This is a genomic window from Piscinibacter sp. PDB1-1, assembly GCF_056675995.1.
This window is the reverse complement of record NZ_JBWVZJ010000001.1, coordinates 2,349,762-2,369,527: the sequence shown is the minus strand read 5'-3', so window position 1 is coordinate 2,369,527 and position 19,766 is coordinate 2,349,762. Positions and strand designations below refer to the sequence as shown.

Genomic DNA, 19,766 nt, shown 5'->3' with positions numbered 1-19,766 from the left:
GAAGCACACAAGGAGACAAGCGCATGCTGATCAAATCCCTGACCCTCGCTGCCCTGACTGCGGCAACCTCGCTGGCCGCCACCAGTGCCCAGGCGCAGACCTACCCCGACAAGCCCATCCGCATCGTCGTGACCTTCACCACCGGTGGCGCGCCCGACATCCTGGCGCGGCTGATCGGCGACAAGCTGCAAGGCGCCTGGGGCCAGTCGGTGGTCGTCGACAACAAGCCGGGCGCCGGCGGCAACACCGGCGCCGACGCGGTGGCCAAGGCGGCGCCCGATGGCTACACGCTGGTGCTGGGCACGGTGGGCACGCACTCGATCAACGGCGCGCTCTACAAGAAGATGCCCTACGACATGGTGAAGGACTTCACCCCCGTCACGCTGCTCGCCACCACACCCAACATGCTGGTGATCAACAACGACGTACCGGCCAAGAACCTGCAGGAGTTCATCGCGCTGGGCAAGAAGGAAGGCAAGATGACCTTTGCCTCGTCGGGTTCAGGCACCTCGATCCACGTCTCGGGCGAGTTGTTCAAGACCATGACCGGCATCGACATGACGCACATCCCCTACAAGGGCCGCGCCAGCGCCATCCCCGACCTGCTCGGCGGGCGCGTGACGATGATGTTCGACAACATGCCCTCCAGCCTGCCGCTGGTGAAGGAGGGCAAGCTGCGCGCACTCGGCGTGACGAGCGCCAGGCGCTCGGCCGCCGCACCCGATATCCCGACCATCGCCGAAGCCGGCCTGCCCGGCTTCGAGGCGGTCTCGTGGTTCGCGCTGTTCGCACCGGCCGGCACACCGGCGCCCATCGTCGACAAGCTGCAGGGCGAGGTGAGCCGCATCCTCAAGTCGCCCGAGATCTCGAAGCGGCTGCTCGAACTCGGCCTCGACCCGGCAGGCGGCACGCCGGCCGAACTGGCCGCGTATCAGAAGAGCGAGATCGCGAAGTGGGCGAAGGTGGTGAAGGACTCAGGCGCCACCGTGGAGTGACCCGAGCGCGGCGGTGTTGAGCGCCGCCGCGGCCGCGGGCAGCTCGCCCGAGGGATGCGCGTCGACCGTCGCGCCGCAGCCCGTTGAGGGGCCCGCGGCGGGCCGGCCGACCACGCAGTTGCGCCCGGCGTCCTTGGCGGCGTACAGTGCTTCGTCGGCGCGCCGCAGCAGGCTGCTCAGGCTGTCGCCGGCCACGAGCGCGGTCACGCCGACGCTGATGCTCAACGGCCGGTCGGGGCACCAGCGCGAGACGTCGAGCGCGGCCACCGCCACGCGCAGGCGCTCGGCCGCCACCAGCGCCGACTCGTAGGTCGCGCCGGGCAGCACCGCCAGGAACTCCTCGCCACCAAAGCGCGCCAGGCAGGCCGTGGCGCCCGGCGCGCCGTGCTCGAAGCTGCGCACCACCTGGGCCACGGCGCGCAGGATGTGGTCCCCGGCCAGGTGGCCGTGGTTGTCGTTGATCGCCTTGAAGGAATCGATGTCGGCCAGCAGCACGGCACACAGCGGCGAGGCGCGCACGAGTTGCGCCTCGATGGCCGCCAGCGCGGCGCGGCGGTTGGGCAAGGCGGTGAGCTCGTCGGTCATCGCCAGGCCGCGCATGGCGGCGCTGGTGCGCCGATGCCGCCACAGCAACACGCCGAACACCACCAGCAGCACGGCGGCCAGCGCCATCGCCACCGTCAACCAGCGCCCCGCCAGCCGCTCCTGCGCGAGCGCCCGTTCGGCGGCCGACTGCGTCTGCTGCAGCAGCACGAGCTCGCGGTCGCGCGCGGCGTTGTCGTAGTCAAGTTTCAGGGCAGCGAAACCCTGGTCGAGCTGGCGCAGCAGGAGCTGGTCGTTCGCGGCCTTGAAGCGCGCCTGCTGGTCGTACGCACCGCGCCAGTCGCCCTGCTCGGCCAGCGTCTCGGCGAGCGCGCCGTGCGCCGCCGCGCGTTCGGCCAGCGCATCGGCGCTGCTGAACACGGCCAGCGCCTGGCTGAGTGCCGCGGCGCTTTCGGGCAGCCGGCGCAGCAGGCGCAAGGCCACGCCGCGCTGCAGCAGGATCTGCGCACGCAGGCGCGCATCGGAGAGCTCGCGCTGCAGCGCCGCCGCGCGATCGAGCAGATCCAGCGCCCGCTGTGGCTCCTGGCGCGCGTTCTGCACGCTGGCCAGGCCGCGCAGTGCGTAGGCCGAGCCGCGCGGGTAGTCGAGCTCGCGGCTCAGGCTGAGCACCGCGTCGAAGGCCTGCTGCGCGGCATCCCACTCACGCATGCTTTCGAGCGTGCGGCCGAGGTTGTAATGAGTGACCACCTGCTCGCGCCGCAGGCCCGCGGCCGTCTGTGCCTTCAAGGCGGACTCGTAGGCGCGGCGCGCCTGCTCGTGATCGCCCATGCGGTTGTAGAGGATGGCGATGGCGTTCTCGAGCGTCATCGTGTGCTGCGGCATCTGCAGCCGCTCGAACAGCGAGCGCGAGCGCTTGAGGTCGGCCAGGCCGAGCGCGAACTCGCCGCGCACACCACGCAGGTGGCCGCGGTTGAACAGGGCGTCGGCGTACATCTCGTCGTCGCGAGTCTGCTCGGCCAGCGCGACTTGCTGTTCGTAGAGCACCAGCGCCCCCGCGTTGTTGCCAGCCGCTTCGTGGATCTCGCCTTCGCACCCGAGCAGCCCCGCCGCGAGGCCCTTGCGCTGCACCTGCGCGAGCAGAGCACGCGCTTGCACCACGTGCCGCTGCGCCGCAGCTTGCTCGCGCTCCGAGTGGTAGTCGCACAGCAGCAGGTGAGCATGCACTTGCAGATCGGGCTCGGGCTGCGCGGCGAGTTGCTGCAGGGCCTGCTCGGCCAGGTCGCGGCTGCGCTCGGGGTCGATCTTGACCTGCGCCTGGCTCTCCTGCACGAGGCGGCGCGTGTCGGCGTGCACATCGTCGGCCGCATGCACCACGCACGCCGCCGACGACATCAGCATCAACAACAAAGCAGGAGCCAGCGAGACACGCACAGGGTGGGGGGGTTGACGGTGCGACAGCAACACAAGCCATTGTCACCGCCCGCGGCGACGATGAGAATGACCGCACCATGATCACCGAAAGCGACATCAGCCTGGCGCTGCCTTCCGATGCAGCAGCCATCGCGTCCCTGTCGCGCCGCGTGATCGAACACGGCCTCGAGTGGCGCTGGACCCCCCAGCGCGTGATGGACTGCCTGGCCGATGCCGACACCAATGTGGTGGTGGCGCGCCGTGGCACCGACCTGCTGGGCTTTGCCATCATGTCCTACGGCGATTCGGATTCACACCTGCTGCTCTTCGCCACCCAGCCGCGCTGCCGCCGACAAGGCGTGGGCAACGCGCTTCTGAACTGGCTCGAGCAGTCGGCGCGCGTCGCCGGCATGCGCCAGATTCACCTGGAGGCGCGCTCCGACAACGCCGGCGCGCGTGCTTTCTACTGTCACCACGGCTTCGAGCTGGTCGCGCAGCGCCCCGGCTACTACCAGGGCGTGGCTGACGCGGTGCGGCTCGTCAAGACGCTCGCCATCCCTGCGTGACCGGCCGCCTGCCCGGCTGCAGCAGCTCGGCGTAGCCGGCGGCGTCGATGTTCGAGCCGCACACCACCAACGCCACCCGCCGGCCGTCGAGCCGATCGCGCAAGGGCCCGAGCAAGGCCGCGGTCGAGGCCGCCGCCGCGGGCTCCACCGCAAGCTTCATGTCGCTGAACAGGTGCTGCACGCCTGCGGCCAGCGCGCCGTCATCCACGCGCACGATCTCGTCGACGAAGCGGCGGCACAGCCGATAGCTGTACTCCAGGGCATATGGCGCGCACAGGCTGTCGGCGATGCTGTCCACACGCGGTAACTGCACGGGCCGACCGGCCTCGAAGCTGCGGAACATCGCGTCGGCCCCTTGCGGCTCCACGCCGAAGACCTTGCAGCGCGGGTTGATCTGCTTCACGGCCGCGGCCACGCCGCCACACAGGCCGCCACCGCCCAGCGGCACGATCACCGCGTCGAGCCCGCGCACCTCGCGCATGAGCTCCAGGCCGAGGGTCGCCGTGCCCGCAGCGGTGCGCGGCCCATCGAATGGATGAACCATGCTGCGCCCTTCGTCGGCAGCCACCTGCTGCGCCAGTGCGAACGCCTCGTGGATGGTGTCGGTGAGCAGCAACTCCGCGCCGGCTTCGCGGCAGGCAGACAGCCGCGCCGGGCTGGCGTGGCGCGGCATGGCGAGCTTGGCGTGCGTGCCCAGGGTGCGCGCGGCGTGCGCCACCGCCACCGCATGGTTGCCGGCACTCGCGGCCACCACGCCGCGGGCCCGTGCGCCTTCGTCGAGCGATTCGATCACGTTGAGCGCGCCGCGCAACTTGAAGCTGCCGGTGCGCTGAAAGAGCTCGAGCTTGAGCCACACCTCGGTGCGCGAACTCAGCTCGCGTTCCACGACGCCCGTTTGCCACCGCCACACCGGCGTGGTCAGTACGCGGCCCGCGAGTCGGCGCGCGGTGTGCTCGATCTCGCGCAATGTGGGGTAGGCAGCGGGGCTTGCCGATGGCAACGCGGGTTCAGCAGGCGACGCAGACGGTTCGACAACGGCGCGCGCAGGCGCGGGCGCACGAACGACAGACAGGGATGACATGGGATTCTCCGTTCAGACCTTGGGGCTGCCAGGGCGGCAGCACGACGCAACACAAGGACGGACCGCCGAGCACCGGCCGCAGCCGCAGCTCAACGATCCCGGCGAATTCGAATGTCTTGTGCGCGGCGCGTGCGTTCAATGCGGATCGGCCGCAACGCACGCGAGGCAGGAACGGGGAACACAACAGACGAAAAGGCCGACGCGGCGCTCAACAGCCATTCGCGCAGTGCGTGCGCGAAGCGGGCGGTGAGGGTGGAATTGCGGCGTGGCATGCGGGCCATGATGGCACAGGCTGCGGCCGGACCGCAAGCACCTTCAGCAAGCCCTCAGGCCCACAACTTGAGCAGGAGTTCTCGCACCAGTTCGGTGGATTGGTCGATCAGCGGTCCGCGGTGCCGCTGCGCCGAGGTCGCGATCCACAACGTGGTCACCATCTTGGGCTTACGGATCGGGCGCACGACGAAGTCATCTGCATGGCCGCTGGCCTGGATCGCGTTGAGCGGAAGCACCGCATGCGCCACGCCCTGCTGCACGAGGTCGAGGATCGCCGGCACGCTTTCGACTTCGAGCGCCACGCGCGCCTTGCGGCCTTCGTTGGCGAGCGCCGTCTCCAAGAGCATGCGGATGGAGTGCGGCAGGCTCGGGATCACGAGTTCGTGCTCGGCCACCTCGGACAGGGTGGCAGGCGCGCCGATCAGCTTGCGCTCCTGTCCCTTGGTTGGCGGTGGCCGAGCCGACACCAGGTAGAGCTGCTCGTCGAGCACCGGCACCAGGTCCACCGAGGCCGAGGGCGCCACGTTGTAGACCACCGCGCAGTCGACGCGGCCGATCGCCAGCCACTCCAGCACGTAGGTCGACAAGCCTTCGACGACGCTCAGCGTGGCCTTGGGAAAGCGCGCGCGGAAGGCCGCCACCAGCGGCCCGGTGAGCGTGCGGCTCACGCTGGGCGGCAGGGCGATCACCAGCCGCCCGGTGGCGGCGCCGCGGTGGTCTTCCATGTCGAGCCGGGCGCGCTCGACCTGCTGCAGGATGCCGCGGCCATGCGCGAGCAGGCGCGTGCCGGCTTCGGTGAGCGTGACGCCTCGGCCATTGCGCTCGAACAGCGACTGGCGCAGCTCCACTTCGAGCGAGCGCACCTGGCGGCTCAAGGCCGGTTGGGCGATGGAAAGAAAGCTCGCGGCACGCGTGAAGCTGCCGAGTTCGGCGACGTGCACGAAGTATTCGAGCTGCTTCAAGTCCATCCACAAAGTGTATGCCGGATGGGCATAGCTGCTATGTGGGCTATCTCGTTGCTGCATGAGAAGTGCTGCGCAAGAATCATTCGCAGATCGCCCTTCTGGTGCGCGAAAGAGCCCCCTCATGAGCCTCATCATCGACATCCACGGCCACTACACCACCGCCCCCAAGGCGCTGGAAGACTGGCGCAACCGGCAGATCGCCAACCTCAACGACAAGGCCAACCTGCCCAAGGCCAGCGAGCTGAAGATCAGCGACGACGAGCTGCGCGAAACCATCGTGAGCAACCAGCTGAAGAAGATGCAGGAGCGCGGCAGCGACCTCACCATCTTCTCGCCGCGCGCGAGCTTCATGGCGCACCACATCGGCGACTTCGAGGTCTCGTCCACGTGGGCCGCGATCTGCAACGAGCTCTGCTACCGCGTGGGGCAACTCTTCCCCGACAACTTCATCCCCGCGGCGATGCTGCCGCAGTCGCCGGGCGTCGACCCCGCCACCTGCATCCCCGAGCTGGAGAAGTGCGTCACCCAGTACGGCAACGTCGCCATCAACCTCAACCCCGATCCGTCAGGCGGGCACTGGACCTCGCCGCCGCTCACCGACAAGAGCTGGTACCCCATCTACGAGAAGATGGTCGAGCACCGCATCCCCGCGATGGTCCACGTGAGCACGAGCTGCAACGCCTGCTTCCACACCACCGGCGCGCACTACATCAATGCCGACACCACGGCGGTGATGCAACTCATCCAGGGCGATCTGTTCAAGGACTTCCCCGAGCTCAAGTTCGTCGTGCCGCACGGCGGTGGTGCCGCGCCCTACCACTGGGGCCGCTACCGTGGGCTGGCGCAGGAGTTGAAGAAGCCCTTGCTCAAGGACCACCTGCTGAACAACGTGTTCTTCGACACCTGCGTGTACCACCAGCCGGGCATCGACCTGCTGACCACGGTGATCCCGGTCGACAACATCCTGTTCGCGAGCGAAATGATCGGCGCGGTGCGCGGCATCGACCCCGAGACCGGCCACTACTACGACGACACCAAGCGCTACATCGAGGCCTCGAAGATCCTGAGCGCCGAAGACAAGCACAAGGTCTACGAAGCCAATGCACGGCGTGTGTATCCGCGCCTCGACGCGGCTCTCAAAGCAAAGGGGAAGTGACATGTACGAACTGGGCGTCGTCTACCGCAACATCCAGCGCACCGACTCGGCCGTGGCCGACAAGCTCGCCGCGCTCGGCAGCGCCACCGTGCACGAGGCCATGGGCCGCGTCGGCCTGCTCAAGCCCTACATGCGCCCGATCTACGCCGGCGCGCAGGTGAGCGGCACGGCCGTCACCGTGCTGCTGCACCCGGGCGACAACTGGATGATGCATGTCGCGGCCGAGCAGATCCGCCCGGGGGACATCGTGGTGGCCGCCACCACTGCCGAGTGCACCGACGGCTACTTCGGCGACCTGCTCGCCACCAGCTTCCAGGCCCGCGGCGCGCGCGCGCTGATCATCGACGCCGGCGTGCGCGACGTGAAGACGCTCAGCGAGATGAACTTCCCGGTGTGGAGCCGCGCCATCAGCAGCAAGGGCACGATCAAGGCAACGCTCGGCTCGGTGAACATCCCGGTGGTGTGCGCCGGCATGCTCGTCACGCCAGGCGACGTGATCGTGGCCGACGACGACGGCGTGGTCTGCGTGCCGCGCGGCATCGCCGCCAAGACGCTGGAAGCGGCGGTCGCCCGCGAATCGTTTGAAGGAGAGAAGCGCGCCAAGCTCGCCTCGGGCGTGCTCGGGCTGGACATGTACAAGATGCGCGAGCCGCTGGAGAAGGCGGGCCTCAAGTACATCGACTAGGCGCGACAAAAGCAGCACGGAAGAGAGGCTCGCACACCACCACCCGTTCAGGCTGAGGTATCGAAGGCCCGCGCCGGCCTGAGCCGGGCTTCGATACCTCAGCCTGAGCGGCCCTTGACACTCGACGACTGGGGCTGGACGGCCCGTGCACTTGAGGAGCAGCCGCATGAACACCAACCCCAAGCTCTGGCACATCGGCCTCGTCGGCTACGGCGAAGTGGGCCGCACGCTCGCCGAAGACCTGCGCGCACAAGGTGTGAAGGTCAGCGCGCACGACATCAAGATGACCACCGAAGCCGGCGCGCCGATTCGCCAGCACGCGGCCGAGCAGGGCGTGACGCTGTTCGAATCGCACGCCGAACTGGCCGAATCGGCCGACTTCATCATCAGCGCCGTCACCGCCAGCCAGGCCGTGCCGGTGGCGCAGGCATGCGCGCCGAGCATCCGCCCCAGCGCCTTCTTCCTCGACTTCAACTCCGCCTCGCCCGGCGCCAAGATCACCGCGGCCGACATCGTCAACCGCAACGGCGGGCGATATGTCGAAGGCGCGGTGATGACCTCCATCCCGCCCTACCGCATCAAGGTGCCGCTGCTGCTGGGCGGTCCCGAGGCGCAGTCACTGATGCCCCTCATCAACCTGCTGGGTTTCGACAGCAAGGTAGCAAGCGAGAAACTCGGCGTGGCCTCGGCCACCAAGATGTGCCGCAGCGTGATGGTCAAGGGCCTGGAGGCGATGGTGATCGAAAGCTTCACCACCGCCCGCTTCTACGGCGTCGAAGACGCGGTGCTCGCTTCGCTCAAGGAGACCTTCCCCGGCATCGACTGGGAGAAGCAGGGCGCCTACTTCTTCCAGCGCGTGATCGAGCACGGCCGGCGCCGCAGTGAAGAGGTGCGCGAAGTCGCCGAGACCGTGCGCGAAGCGGGGCTCGCTCCGTGGTCGGCGAACGGCACCGCCGAGCGCCAGGCCTGGGTGGCCGACCTCGCCGATGCCGGCCTCTTCGGCCCCAAGGGCACGCCCGAGTTCGCGCGCAGCGCCGACTGGCGCACCGAGGCCGATCGCCTCCTCGCGCAGTTCAAACCCATCGACTGAGATCACACACGCATGGAATTCCAGAAGACCCCCGGTTGGCTCGATTGGTACACCGGCCCGTCCAAGCCGCGCTTCAAGCTGCCCGAAGGCGCCGTCGACGCGCACTGCCACGTGTTCGGCCCCGGGGCCGAGTTCCCTTACGCACCGGAGCGCAAGTACACCCCTTGCGATGCGTCAAAGCACCAGCTCTACGCCCTGCGCGACCACCTGGGCTTCGCGCGCAACGTGGTCGTGCAGGCCACCTGCCACGGCGCGGACAACCGCGCGATGGTCGACGCGCTGACCCACTCGCAGGGCATGGCGCGCGGCGTGGCCACCGTGAAGCGTTCAGTCACGGACGACGAACTGAAGCAGATGCACGACGCCGGCGTGCGCGGCGTGCGCTTCAACTTCGTCAAGCGCCTGGTCGACTTCACGCCCAAGGACGAGCTGATGGAGATCGCATCGCGCATCGCCCCGCTGGGCTGGCACGTGGTCATCTACTTCGAGGCGGTCGACCTGCCCGAGCTGTGGGACTTCTTCACCGCCCTGCCCACCACCATCGTGGTCGACCACATGGGCCGCCCCGACGTGACGAAGCCGGTCGACGGGCCGGAGTTCGAGCTCTTCGTGAAGTTCATGCGCGAGTACCCCAACGTGTGGAGCAAGGTGAGCTGCCCCGAGCGCTTGAGCGTCAGCGGCCCGCCCGCATTGAATGGCGAACAGAATGCCTACCGCGACGTCATCCCCTTCGCACGCCGCATCGTCGAGACCTTCCCCGACCGCGTGCTGTGGGGCACCGACTGGCCGCACCCGAACCTCAAGAACCACATGCCCGACGACGGGCTGCTGGTGGATTTCATCCCCCACATCGCCACGACACCGGAGTTGCAGCGCAAACTGCTGGTCGACAACCCGATGCGCCTGTACTGGCCCTGAGGCCCAGGCGCGTCTCCCATCGACGAGCCTGCCCATGCCCTTTCTTCACGCCGTGTCGCCCCGCATCGCCCTCACCCTCACCGTGCTGCCGCTCGCACTGGCCGCCTGCGTGGGCCCCGGGCCACTTCAACGTGGCGACGCGGCCGAGAGTTGCGCCGCGCTGACCCAGCCCATCGCCGCCAAGGCGATCGGCCTGCCGACCGCGGGCGCGACGATCGACTCGGCCACGCTGATCGAGGCAAGCGAGCTGAGCGTGGCGGAGCGCGCGCCCTCACCCGGCGCGCGCATCACGCCGGCGCAGCCCCGGCACTGCCGGGTGCTGGGCCGCATCGCGCCCTTCGAGCGCAGCGCCCCGCCGGTGCTGTTCCAGATCAATCTGCCGCTCGAATGGAACGGCCGCTCGGTGCAGTTCGGTGGCGGCGGGTTCAACGGCACGCTGGTCACCGGGCTCGGCCTGCCGCCGGCGGGTCTGTACGGCGCCCCCTCACCGCTGGCGCAAGGCTACGTGACCTATGGCACGGACTCGGGTCACGCCACCGCGCCCGGCGTGCCGCCACAGGCGTTTGCGGCGAACGACGAAGCGCTCGAGAACTTCGCCCACGCCGCCTACAAGAAGGTGCGCGACGTGGCGGTGCTGGTCATGATCCGCGCCTACGGCCGCGCGCCGACCAAGCTGTACTACATCGGCAGCTCCGAAGGCGGGCGCGAGGGCCTGGCCATGGCGCAGCGCTACCCGAAGGACTTCGACGGCATCGTGAGCCGCGTGCCCGTCATCAACTGGGTTGGCCTGCAGCTCGCTGGCACGCGCAACGGCGTGGCCACCATGGGCGACGCCTGGCTGCGCCCCGCGCAGGTGAAACTGGTGCACGAGGCCGTGCTCGCGCGCTGCGATCCACTCGATGGCCTGGCCGACGGCATCGTCTCCGACCCGCTGGCTTGCAAGAAGGCGGTCGATGTCACCGCCTTGCGTTGCAGCAACGACACCCGCGCCGACAACTGCCTGAGCGACGCGCAAGTGAAGGCGGTGCAGCAGCTGCACGCGCCCTACAAGCTGCCCTTCACCGTGGTCCATGGCGTCAGCGAGTACCCCGGCTGGGGCGTCTCGGGCGAGGCATTGCCGGCCTTTGCCTCTACCGGCGGCTGGGGCGCGTGGTGGCTGGGCAGCAGTGCACCCACCCTGCCGCCGCAGCCAGGCAACGGCATCGCGTGGATCTTCGGCAGCGGTACGGTGCAGCACATCTTTGCGCGCGACGCCGGCCTGCCGGTGACCGACTTCAAGCCCGAGCACTTCACCGAGCGCATCCGCGAGGTGTCGGCGCTGATGGACGCCACCAACCCGCACCTGGGCGCCTTCGCGCGGCGCGGCGGCAAGCTCATCATTCTGGAGAACATGGCCGACTACGCGCAGAGCCCGTATGCCGGCATTGCCTACTACGAGAGCGTGGTGGCCACGATGGGACAGCCCGCCGTCGACGGCTTCGTGCGCCTGTACACCGCCCCCGGCGTGGACCACGTGGGCAGTGGCGCGCCGGCCAATGTGGACCTGCTCGGCGCCGTGGCGGCCTGGGTCGAGAACGACACGCCCCCCACCCAACTCACGCTGGCGCAACAGGAGTTCACGCCGCCCTTCAAGACCACCAACGAGCGGCCGCTGTGCGCGTGGCCGCTGCACTCCCACTACAAGGGCAGCGGCCCGAGCACGCAAGCCGCGAGCTTCGAATGCCGCCCTTGATTCCCCCACGAAAGGGACACCCACCATGTCACTCGACAAACCCTATCTCGACATCCCCGGCACGACCATCTTCGATGCCGAACAGTCCCGCAAGGGCTTCCACCTCAACCAGTTCTGCATGTCGCTGATGAAGGCCGAGAACCGCGCGCGCTTTCTCGCCGACCAGCGTGCCTACCTCGACGAGTGGCCCATGACCGAGGCGCAGAAGCAGGCCGTGCTCGCACGCGACCTGAACCGCTGCATCGCCGAGGGCGGCAACATTTATTTCCTGGCCAAGCTGGGCGCAACGCACGGCAAGAGCTTCCAGCAAATGGCCGGCAGCATGACCGGCATGACCGAAGAGGAATACCGCGACATGATGATGGGAGGCGGCCGCTCGGCCGAGGGCAACCGCAAGCTCGGCGAAGACGGCAACGCGCAGCCGCAGCATCAGCCGCAAGGCCACGCAGCGAAGGTGGGGTTCTGAGCCATGGCCAAGATCACCGCTTCCGTCTACACCTCGCACGTGCCCGCCATCGGTGCGGCGCTCGACCTCGGCAAGAGTGGCGAGCCTTACTGGCAGCCGCTTTTTGCGGGCTACGACTTCAGCAAGCAGTGGATCAAGGAGAACAAGCCCGATGTGGTTTTCCTGGTCTACAACGACCACGCCACCGCGTTCAGCCTGGAGATGATCCCCACCTTCGCCATCGGCTGCGCCGAGTCGTACCAGCCGGCCGATGAAGGCTGGGGCCCGCGCCCGGTTCCGGTGGTGCAGGGCGACCCGGACTTCGCCGCGCACATCGCGCACTCGGTCATTCAAGATGACTTCGACCTCACCATCGTCAACAAGATGGAGGTGGACCATGGCCTCACGGTGCCCCTCTCGCTGATGTGCGGCCAGCCCGCCGAGTGGCCTTTCAAGGTGATCCCCTTCGCGGTGAACGTGGTGCAGTACCCGGTCCCTTCGGGCATGCGCTGCTACAAGCTCGGCCAGGCCATCGGCCGCGCCATCGCCAGCTACGACAAGCCGCTCAACGTGCAGATCTGGGGCACGGGCGGCATGAGCCACCAGCTGCAGGGGCCGCGCGCCGGTCTCATCAACAAGCAGTTCGACAACAACTTCCTGGACCGCCTGATCGCCGACCCCGAAGGCCTGGCCAAGGTGCCGCACATCGACTACGTGCGCGACGCCGGCAGCGAAGGCATCGAACTCGTGATGTGGCTCATCGCCCGTGGCGCGATGAGCGTCAAGCCACCCAAGGTGGCGCATCGCTTCTATCACGTGCCCGCGTCGAACACCGCCGTGGGCCATCTGATCCTGGAGAACCAAGCATGACGATCAAGGTTGCGCTCGCGGGCGCCGGTGCCTTCGGCATCAAACATCTGGATGCGATCAAGGTGATCGACGGCGTGGAAGTTGTCTCGCTGATCAGCCGCGATCTGGTCAAGACGCAAGAGGTGGCCGGCAGGTACGGCATCAAGCACGTGACCACCGAGCTCGCCGACAGCCTGGCGATCAAGGAGATCGACGCGGTGATCCTGTGCACGCCCACGCAGATGCACGCCTCGCAGTCGCTCGCCTGCCTGAACGCCGGCAAGCACGTGCAGGTGGAGATCCCGCTGTGCGACGTGCTGAAAGACGGCGAACAGGTCGTCGCGCTGCAGAAGCAGACCGGGCTGGTGGCCATGTGCGGCCACACCCGCCGCTTCAACCCCAGCCACCAGTACGTGCACAAGAAGATCGTGGCCAAGGAGTTCAACATCCAGCAGATGGATGTGCAGACGTATTTCTTCCGCCGCACCAACATGAACGCGCTCGGCCAGCCGCGCTCGTGGACCGACCACCTGCTGTGGCACCACGCGGCGCACACGGTCGACCTCTTCGCCTACCAGACCGGCTCGCCCATCGTGAAGGCGAACGCGATCCAGGGGCCGATCCACCCGACGCTGGGCATCGCGATGGACATGAGCATCCAGTTGAAGGCAGCCAATGGCGCGATCTGCACCCTGTCCTTGAGCTTCAACAACGACGGGCCGTTGGGCACCTTCTTCCGCTACATCGGCGACAGCGCAACCTACATCGCGCGCTATGACGATCTGGTCAACGGCAAGGAAGAGAAGATCGACGTGAGCAAGGTGGACGTATCGATGAACGGCATCGAGCTGCAGGACCGCGAGTTCTTCGCCGCCATCCGTGAGAAGCGCGAGCCGAATGCGAGCGTGGCGAGCGTGTTGCCGTGCTATCAGGTGCTGCATCAGCTGGAGCAGCAGTTGAGCGCCTGAGCGCGCACGTTTCGAGCGGGCCTTCGATACCTCAGGCCGAGCGGCCTGAGTGTGTTCGAGGAATGACTCCCGCACGAGGTGTCCGCTCAGGCTGAGGTATCGAAGCCCCGCTCCGAACTGACCCAACCCACCATGCAACGACGCGCGCTCGGCCCCTTCCAAGTCTCCGCCCTCGGCCTGGGCTGCATGAACCTGAGCCACGCCTACGGCACGCCGCCCTCGCGCGAAGACGCCGAGGCCCTGCTGCTCAACGCCCTCGACAGCGGCGTCACCCTCTTCGACACCGCCGCGCTCTACGGCTTCGGCCTCAACGAGACGCTGGTCGGCGAGGTGCTCTCGCCGCACCGATCGAAGTTCACGCTCGCCAGCAAGGGCGGCCTGCACGGCAACGCCGAAGGCAAGCGCGTGGTCGATGGCCGGCCCGAGACGATCAAGTGGAGCTGCGAGCAAAGCCTGAAGCGCCTGCGCACCGACGTGATCGACCTCTACTACCTGCACCGCTGGGACAAGCGCGTGCCCATCGAAGACAGCGTGGGTGCGATGGCCGACCTGGTGCGCGAGGGCAAGGTGCGCACGATCGGCCTCTCCGAAGTCTCGGCCGCCACCATCCGCAAGGCCCACGCCGTGCACCCCCTCACCGCGGTGCAGACCGAGTACTCGCTGTGGACCCGCAACCCCGAGATCGCCGTGCTCGACACCTGCCGCGAACTCGGCGCCGCGTTCGTCGCCTTCAGCCCGCTGGCGCGCGGCTTTCTCTGTGGCGAACTGCGCGACACGAGCACGCTGGCCGACAAGGACATCCGCAAGACCATGCCGCGCTTCGCGCCCGAGAACTACGTGGCCAACCTGAAGCTGCTCGACGGCTACCACGCGATTGCCGCGCGCGTGGGTTGCACGCCGGCGCAGCTCGCGCTGGCGTGGCTGCTGCACAAGGCAGAGCACATCATCCCCATCCCCGGCACGCGCAGCATCGCGCACCTGCACGACGATCTCGGCGCGGCAAACGTGCAACTCGATGACGCCGCCATGCAGGCGCTCGATGCGCACATCAACCGCCACACCGTCACCGGCGCACGCTACGACGCCATGGCGCAGGCCGGCGTCGACACCGAGGAGTTCTGATCGTGGCCGCGAGCCGCGTCTTCCTCCCCGGCCTGCTGTGCGACCAGGCCGTGTGGCAAGCGCAGATCGACGCGCTCGGCCCCTGCCACGTGCCCGACTATGGCCTGATCGATTCGCTGCGCGGCATGGCCGAGCACGTGCTGGCCACCGCACCGGCCGGCCCGCTCGCCGTGGCCGGCCACTCGATGGGCGGGCGCGTGGCGCTCGAGATGCTGCGGCTCGCGCCCGAACGCATCGAGCGGCTGGCCTTGCTCGACACCTCGTACCACCCGCTGGCCGAAGGCCGGCCCGGCGAAAGCGAGCGCGCCGGCCGCATGGCGTTGCTGGCCATCGCGCGCCGCGACGGCATGCGCGCGATGGCCCGTGAGTGGGCGGTGGGCATGGTCCACGAGAGCCAGCGTGATGCGCCGGTCTTCGACGAGATCGTCGAGATGCTGGCCCGCAAGACGCCCGAGCACTACGCCGCCCAGATCAATGCCCTGCTCGATCGCCCCGACGCCGAGCCCCTGCTCGCTCGCGCGCGCTGCCCCACGCTGCTGCTGTGCGGCCGTGACGACGCCTGGAGCCCGCCGGCGCGCCACGAGTTCATGCAACAGCGCATCGCCGGTTCGCGCTTGGTCGTCGTCGAGCAATGTGGCCACATGAGCACGATGGAGCAACCCGCGGTGGTTTCTCACGCGTTTGCCAACTGGTTGCAACAAGAGGCGGCCTGAAACCATGGCCCGCATCAGGCGGAAGTAGGATCGGCGGCAAAGCGACCTGCCCGATGACGACACGCCGCCGCCCACCCTTACAGTTCCTCGGCCCCTTCCTCAGCCTTGCGTTGAGCCTGCTGCTCGCCGCCTGCAGCACCGTCACCAAGGACGGCCCCGGCTCCCGCCCGCCGCCCGAGCTCGCCACGGTGCCCGACGCGCAGCCGCAGGTCGAGACCGTGCGCAGCGGCGGGCCGAACAAGCCCTACGAGCAATCGGGCCAGAGCTACAAGCCCCTGACCGGCGACCCGGTCGTGAGCGAGACGGGCCTGGCCTCGTGGTACGGCAAGAAGTTTCACGGCCGGCGCACCGCCAGTGGCGAGGTCTACAACATGTACGCGATGACGGCGGCGCACAAGACCATGCCGATCCCGAGTTATGCACGGGTACGCAACCCGGCCAACGGGCGCGAGATCATCGTGCGCGTGAATGACCGGGGGCCGTTCGTGAAGGGCCGCATCATCGACCTGAGCTACACGGCGGCGATCAAGCTCGGCGTCACCAACGGCATCGCGCCGGTCGAGGTGGAGCGCATCACCTACGAGCAGATCCGCGATGGCAGCTGGCAGCGCAACGGCGTGCCCTCGGCACCGCTCGACGCGCCGGTGGAGATGCAGCCACCCGCGGCCGCGGCCAATGTGCCCGCAGACATCCCCACCCCGCCGAACCCGGCACCCGCCGGCACCGAGCGCGCCTTCACCTCGGCTGCGCAAGGGTATTGGGTGCAGCTCGGTGCCTTCAAGGCGCGGGCCGGAGCCGAGCAACTGCAAAGGCAGGTGTCCGAAGAGCTCGCCTGGCTGTCGCCGCAGCTGACCATCTTTGGCGAGACGCAGCTGTATCGCGTGCAGGCCGGGCCCTTCCCGACACGCAGCGAGGCACAGGACGCGGCCTCGCGCGTACGCGCGGAGATCCAGCTCGTGCCGGTGGTCGTCGAGCGACGCTGAGACGCGTGCTCGGGGAGCGCCACAAGTGCGCTCTTCGGACGAATTAGCACGACCCGATCTGACCGGCTTGGATGCAGCCGCTAGAAGGCCCGAATCCGCGGGTCAACCCTGACTTTGCGCAGCGTGAACGCCACATCGGTCGAAGATAGCAACTCGGTCGGGCAGCAGCGTGCAAAAGTCCGCTTCCCCGTGGAGAAGCGGCAAGATGTCCCCAAGGATGCGAACACCCACTCTCCGATGGACCCAGCGGGGGTCAGTGCGTCAAGACCACTGAAACCATCACAGGAGACATCTCATGACACATCGTTTGTTCCGCCAGGTCGTCACATTTGCGGCCGCCCTCTTCGTCGCAGGCAGCGTCCTTGCCGGTGACTTCACCTCCAGCTACTCGGCTGGCCTGAGCACCTACAGCATCAAGGGCACCGAGCCCGCCTCGGGCAAGCACCCGGTGTTCATCTACACCGTGGGCACCACCGAATCGTGGAACAACGCCCAGGCCATGGCCGCCGTGGCCGAGATGGCCGCCAAGGGCTTCGTCGCCGCCGCCGTGCAGTACGACAGCTCGCTCTTCGGCACCTGCTCGCAGATCCTTTCCAAGGCAAAGTACATCTACAACAGCGGCTCCTCGAGCAGCGCCGTCGCCAAGCTGTGCGCCCGCGCCACCGCCGACTGCAGCAAGGGCGTCGTCGCCGCAGGCTTCAGCCAGGGGTCGGTGATCGCGATCAACGCGAAGAACTACGACAGCCGCGTGCGCGCCGCCTACGGCATGGGGGCTCACAACCTCTACACGACGTACGTGATGAATTCGTGCATGAACAACGGCAACCACACGCTGGCGTCCACCAACATCCGCATCGTCAATGGCGAATCCGACGCCTTCCCCGGCGGCACGGCGTCGACGGTGCGCTCGTCGTCGCAATCGGTCACCGGCAAGAGCTGTGGCTCGACGGCCTACTCGTGCCTCAACACCAACGGCAGCGGCTGGATCATGGTCAAGGGCAGCCAGGTCGGTGACGGCTCGGCCGACCACTGCTACCAGCGCGCCTTCGGCGACTGCCTGGGCAGCGAGAGCTCGCTTGACAGCAATTGGCGAAACAGCAGCGCCGACTGGGCGCTCAAGGCCAACCTGACCTGGCTGGCCGGCTTCGCCACGCCCTGACCATCGTCGGACCCGGGGGCCGCGCCATGGCTGGATCGTTCACCACCCCGTTCTGGTTGGCCACCGCCGGCATCGCGGCGCTGGCCTGCGGCGCGGCCTACCTCACCCGCCCGCAGGAAGGCGATCGGCTGAACAGCTCCGTGCCGGTGCTGGCGCAGTCGGAAGGCGCACGCCACATGCGCCCCGACGCGCCAGTTGTTGACGAAGACGCGCAGGCCCCCGGGCCCGTCCCCATGACGCCGGTCCGCGAGGGCCTGCCCTTCACCACCGACACGCTGGGCCGCCTGGTGGTGAACCCGCTGACGCTGGCGGTGCTCGACAGCTGGCTGCCCGTCGCCCGGCAATCCATGGACAGCGCGCAGGCGCAATTGCGCGCTGCGCTGCCACCGCTGGCCTCCCAGCGCGCCGAACGCCTGTTGCGCAGCCATGCCGCCTACCGCCCGGCCGAGCGCGAGTTGCTGCAGCAGCTCAAGGCCCAAGGGCCGATCAACCCGCGCGAGCTGCTCGACAAGAGCATGGCGCTGCGCCGCCGTCACTTCGATTCGGTCTCGGTGCAGGAGCTGTTCGGCCTGCAGGAGGCGCGTGCGCTCTATGCCTCCGAGGCGGCGGCCATCCTGGCCGACCCGCAGCTCACCGAGGCGCAGCAGGTACAGCGCCTGATGGCCTTGCGCCTGAACCTGCCGCCGCAGGTGGCGGCCGAGGAGTTCGGCGGCTCGACGTTCTCGTTCGCGCTGGAGAAGCAGGTGGCGCAGATGCGCGCCCAGGGCGAGAACGATGCCGAAGTGGTCTACCTGCGCAAGCAGTTCGTCGACTCCGAAGGCGCCAAGTCGGTGATGGAGCTCGAGCGCGAACAGCTCGAAGCCCAGACCCAGGCCTGGGAGCTGCGCCACGCCAGCTACGTGCGCCAGCGCAACGAACTGATCTACGCCACCGACATCGAGCCCGAAGACCGGCAGCGCCGACTCGAGGCCCTGCTGCACCAGCACTTCACGCCCGAGCAGATCGAGGCCGCGCGGCCCCACAGCGGGCTCTGAGTTCCCTCCACGCTGCACCGAGGCGAGCAGCCGGCGTGCCGGTGCCCCACACCGGTTCGGTGAACCATACCCACAACACTAGGAGACACCATGTACGCATTGAGAACCCATGCGCTGAAGCTGGGCCTGGCCCTGCTCGCGCTGTGCGCGGGCGCCGGCGCACTGGCCCAGACGGCCTTCACCAGCAGCTACCGCGGCGGCACCACCAGCCTGTGCGGCAGCTCGTACACGATCACGGGCTATGAGCCCAGCGCCAGCGGCAAATACCCGGTGTACATCCACACCGTGGGCACGGGCGAGGACTACAACAGCGATCTCGCGATGACACAGGTGAAGGCGATGGCGGCCAAGGGCTTCATCGCTGCTTCGGTGCAGTATTCGAGCGGCAGCTTCGGCAGCTGCTCCGACATCGGCGCCAAGGCCAAGTGCATCTTCAACGGCAGCAGCAGCAACAGCGCCATCGCCAAGCTGTGCGCGCGCAGCAAGGCCGATTGCTCCAAGGGCGTGGTCACCGGGGGCCTGAGCCAGGGCTCGATCATCTCGGTGCTCTCGCGCAACTACGACAGCCGCATCCGCGCCTCCTACGGCCAGGGCGCTGGCACGAACTACTCGATCTACAACCTGAGTTCGTGCATGAACAACGGGGGCCACACGCAGGCGGCGGACCGCATCCGCCTGGTCAATGGTGAGTCCGACACCTTTGTCGGCCCGACCGCCAGCAACGTGCGCACCGCCAACCAGGCCATCACCGGCCTGTCGTGCGGCAGCAGCGCCTACTCCTGCTTCCGCACCAACGGCAGCGGCTGGTACATCGTGAAAGGCAGCGAGGTGAGCGACGGCCAGGCCGACCACTGCTACATGCTGGTGGGTGGCTGCACCACACCGAGCGGCCTCGACAACGGCTTCAAGACCGGTAGCGCCGCCTGGCAAATGGACGCCAACCAGAACTGGCTGAAGAGCTTCGTCACGCCTTGAGGGGGCAGCCCGGCCGCCCGCGGGTGCGCGGCGGCCGGCACGGCCCTGCAACGCCAAGGAATGCGCAAAAAAGCACGGCAGGCCATTTACGAGAGCAGGCGCTC

General features: G+C 68.2%; 19 protein-coding genes. 16 read left to right on the top strand and 3 right to left on the bottom strand.

What is annotated here, in order from left to right; translation table 11 throughout:
- The first annotated feature begins 23 nt into the window (after positions 1-23).
- Entirely contained in the window at positions 24-995 is a 972-nt protein-coding gene (locus AC1KAR_RS10965; protein ID WP_480317375.1) for a tripartite tricarboxylate transporter substrate binding protein, read from the top strand.
- Here the strand turns inward: AC1KAR_RS10965 and AC1KAR_RS10960 are convergent.
- A complete protein-coding gene (locus tag AC1KAR_RS10960) occupies positions 975-2,936 on the bottom strand; it encodes a diguanylate cyclase (RefSeq protein WP_480317373.1) in 1,962 nt (653 codons plus the stop codon). The genes AC1KAR_RS10965 and AC1KAR_RS10960 overlap by 21 nt on opposite strands.
- Positions 2,937-3,046: 110 nt before the next feature.
- Between AC1KAR_RS10960 and AC1KAR_RS10955 the strand changes: the two genes are divergently transcribed.
- Entirely contained in the window at positions 3,047-3,514 is a 468-nt protein-coding gene (locus AC1KAR_RS10955) for a GNAT family N-acetyltransferase (protein WP_480317371.1), read from the top strand.
- Here the strand turns inward: AC1KAR_RS10955 and AC1KAR_RS10950 are convergent.
- On the bottom strand, positions 3,489-4,595 hold the full coding sequence (locus AC1KAR_RS10950) for a threonine/serine dehydratase family protein (protein ID WP_480317369.1): 1,107 nt from the start codon (positions 4,593-4,595) through the stop codon (positions 3,489-3,491). The genes AC1KAR_RS10955 and AC1KAR_RS10950 overlap by 26 nt on opposite strands.
- A gap of 326 nt (positions 4,596-4,921) precedes the next feature.
- The gene (locus tag AC1KAR_RS10945; protein ID WP_480317367.1) at positions 4,922-5,836 is read right to left on the bottom strand and encodes a LysR family transcriptional regulator; all 915 of its coding nucleotides are present in this window, start codon (positions 5,834-5,836) and stop codon (positions 4,922-4,924) included.
- Between the two features lie 118 nt (positions 5,837-5,954).
- On the opposite strand from AC1KAR_RS10945, the gene AC1KAR_RS10940 reads away from it, so the two are divergent.
- The 14 genes from AC1KAR_RS10940 (at position 5,955) to AC1KAR_RS10875 (ending at position 19,662) form a co-directional block, all read left to right on the top strand.
- Positions 5,955-6,989: an amidohydrolase family protein gene (locus AC1KAR_RS10940; protein ID WP_480317364.1), complete on the top strand. Its 1,035-nt coding sequence runs from the start codon at positions 5,955-5,957 to the stop codon at positions 6,987-6,989.
- Between the two features lies 1 nt (position 6,990).
- Positions 6,991-7,674, top strand: a complete 684-nt coding sequence (ligK, locus tag AC1KAR_RS10935) for a 4-carboxy-4-hydroxy-2-oxoadipate aldolase/oxaloacetate decarboxylase (RefSeq protein WP_480317362.1) — start codon at positions 6,991-6,993, stop codon at positions 7,672-7,674.
- 166 nt (positions 7,675-7,840) lie between these two features.
- Positions 7,841-8,764 carry a DUF1932 domain-containing protein gene (locus AC1KAR_RS10930; protein ID WP_480317361.1) on the top strand — a complete coding sequence of 308 codons (924 nt, stop codon included), beginning with the start codon at positions 7,841-7,843 and terminating at the stop codon, positions 8,762-8,764.
- A 12-nt stretch (positions 8,765-8,776) separates the two neighbouring features.
- Positions 8,777-9,682 (top strand): amidohydrolase family protein, encoded by a 906-nt coding sequence (locus AC1KAR_RS10925; protein WP_480317360.1) that lies wholly within the window; start codon positions 8,777-8,779, stop codon positions 9,680-9,682.
- A 34-nt stretch (positions 9,683-9,716) separates the two neighbouring features.
- Entirely contained in the window at positions 9,717-11,414 is a 1,698-nt protein-coding gene (locus AC1KAR_RS10920) for a tannase/feruloyl esterase family alpha/beta hydrolase (protein ID WP_480317359.1), read from the top strand.
- Between the two features lie 25 nt (positions 11,415-11,439).
- On the top strand, positions 11,440-11,880 hold the full coding sequence (gene ligA / locus AC1KAR_RS10915) for a protocatechuate 4,5-dioxygenase subunit alpha (protein ID WP_480317358.1): 441 nt from the start codon (positions 11,440-11,442) through the stop codon (positions 11,878-11,880).
- A 3-nt stretch (positions 11,881-11,883) separates the two neighbouring features.
- A complete protein-coding gene (locus AC1KAR_RS10910) occupies positions 11,884-12,729 on the top strand; it encodes a class III extradiol dioxygenase subunit beta (RefSeq protein WP_480317357.1) in 846 nt (281 codons plus the stop codon).
- Positions 12,726-13,676 carry a Gfo/Idh/MocA family oxidoreductase gene (locus tag AC1KAR_RS10905; RefSeq protein WP_480317355.1) on the top strand — a complete coding sequence of 317 codons (951 nt, stop codon included), beginning with the start codon at positions 12,726-12,728 and terminating at the stop codon, positions 13,674-13,676. The genes AC1KAR_RS10910 and AC1KAR_RS10905 overlap by 4 nt, the downstream gene beginning before the upstream one ends.
- Positions 13,677-13,808: 132 nt before the next feature.
- On the top strand, positions 13,809-14,798 hold the full coding sequence (locus AC1KAR_RS10900) for an aldo/keto reductase (RefSeq protein WP_480317353.1): 990 nt from the start codon (positions 13,809-13,811) through the stop codon (positions 14,796-14,798).
- A 2-nt stretch (positions 14,799-14,800) separates the two neighbouring features.
- A complete protein-coding gene (locus AC1KAR_RS10895; RefSeq protein WP_480317351.1) occupies positions 14,801-15,511 on the top strand; it encodes an alpha/beta fold hydrolase in 711 nt (236 codons plus the stop codon).
- 53 nt (positions 15,512-15,564) lie between these two features.
- The gene (locus AC1KAR_RS10890; protein WP_480317349.1) at positions 15,565-16,494 is read left to right on the top strand and encodes a septal ring lytic transglycosylase RlpA family protein; all 930 of its coding nucleotides are present in this window, start codon (positions 15,565-15,567) and stop codon (positions 16,492-16,494) included.
- Positions 16,495-16,789: 295 nt separating this feature from the next.
- Positions 16,790-17,653, top strand: coding sequence for a hypothetical protein (locus tag AC1KAR_RS10885; RefSeq protein ID WP_480317347.1), 864 nt, complete (start codon positions 16,790-16,792; stop codon positions 17,651-17,653).
- A 26-nt stretch (positions 17,654-17,679) separates the two neighbouring features.
- The gene (locus AC1KAR_RS10880; protein ID WP_480317346.1) at positions 17,680-18,687 is read left to right on the top strand and encodes a lipase secretion chaperone; all 1,008 of its coding nucleotides are present in this window, start codon (positions 17,680-17,682) and stop codon (positions 18,685-18,687) included.
- A 90-nt stretch (positions 18,688-18,777) separates the two neighbouring features.
- The gene (locus AC1KAR_RS10875) at positions 18,778-19,662 is read left to right on the top strand and encodes a hypothetical protein (RefSeq protein ID WP_480317344.1); all 885 of its coding nucleotides are present in this window, start codon (positions 18,778-18,780) and stop codon (positions 19,660-19,662) included.
- The last annotated feature ends 104 nt before the right edge of the window (positions 19,663-19,766 follow it).

Bases quoted from the DNA above. Each gene is read 5' to 3' on its own strand.
- AC1KAR_RS10965 (WP_480317375.1), top strand. From the start codon at position 24: ATGCTGATCAAATCCCTGACCCTCGCTGCCCTGACTGCGGCAACCTCG.
- AC1KAR_RS10960 (WP_480317373.1), bottom strand. From the start codon at position 2,936: ATGCTGATGTCGTCGGCGGCGTGCGTGGTGCATGCGGCCGACGATGTG.
- AC1KAR_RS10955 (WP_480317371.1), top strand. From the start codon at position 3,047: ATGATCACCGAAAGCGACATCAGCCTGGCGCTGCCTTCCGATGCAGCA.
- AC1KAR_RS10950 (WP_480317369.1), bottom strand. From the start codon at position 4,595: ATGTCATCCCTGTCTGTCGTTCGTGCGCCCGCGCCTGCGCGCGCCGTT.
- AC1KAR_RS10945 (WP_480317367.1), bottom strand. From the start codon at position 5,836: ATGGACTTGAAGCAGCTCGAATACTTCGTGCACGTCGCCGAACTCGGC.
- AC1KAR_RS10940 (WP_480317364.1), top strand. From the start codon at position 5,955: ATGAGCCTCATCATCGACATCCACGGCCACTACACCACCGCCCCCAAG.
- ligK (WP_480317362.1), top strand. From the start codon at position 6,991: ATGTACGAACTGGGCGTCGTCTACCGCAACATCCAGCGCACCGACTCG.
- AC1KAR_RS10930 (WP_480317361.1), top strand. From the start codon at position 7,841: ATGAACACCAACCCCAAGCTCTGGCACATCGGCCTCGTCGGCTACGGC.
- AC1KAR_RS10925 (WP_480317360.1), top strand. From the start codon at position 8,777: ATGGAATTCCAGAAGACCCCCGGTTGGCTCGATTGGTACACCGGCCCG.
- AC1KAR_RS10920 (WP_480317359.1), top strand. From the start codon at position 9,717: ATGCCCTTTCTTCACGCCGTGTCGCCCCGCATCGCCCTCACCCTCACC.
- ligA (WP_480317358.1), top strand. From the start codon at position 11,440: ATGTCACTCGACAAACCCTATCTCGACATCCCCGGCACGACCATCTTC.
- AC1KAR_RS10910 (WP_480317357.1), top strand. From the start codon at position 11,884: ATGGCCAAGATCACCGCTTCCGTCTACACCTCGCACGTGCCCGCCATC.
- AC1KAR_RS10905 (WP_480317355.1), top strand. From the start codon at position 12,726: ATGACGATCAAGGTTGCGCTCGCGGGCGCCGGTGCCTTCGGCATCAAA.
- AC1KAR_RS10900 (WP_480317353.1), top strand. From the start codon at position 13,809: ATGCAACGACGCGCGCTCGGCCCCTTCCAAGTCTCCGCCCTCGGCCTG.
- AC1KAR_RS10890 (WP_480317349.1), top strand. From the start codon at position 15,565: ATGACGACACGCCGCCGCCCACCCTTACAGTTCCTCGGCCCCTTCCTC.
- AC1KAR_RS10885 (WP_480317347.1), top strand. From the start codon at position 16,790: ATGACACATCGTTTGTTCCGCCAGGTCGTCACATTTGCGGCCGCCCTC.
- AC1KAR_RS10880 (WP_480317346.1), top strand. From the start codon at position 17,680: ATGGCTGGATCGTTCACCACCCCGTTCTGGTTGGCCACCGCCGGCATC.
- AC1KAR_RS10875 (WP_480317344.1), top strand. From the start codon at position 18,778: ATGTACGCATTGAGAACCCATGCGCTGAAGCTGGGCCTGGCCCTGCTC.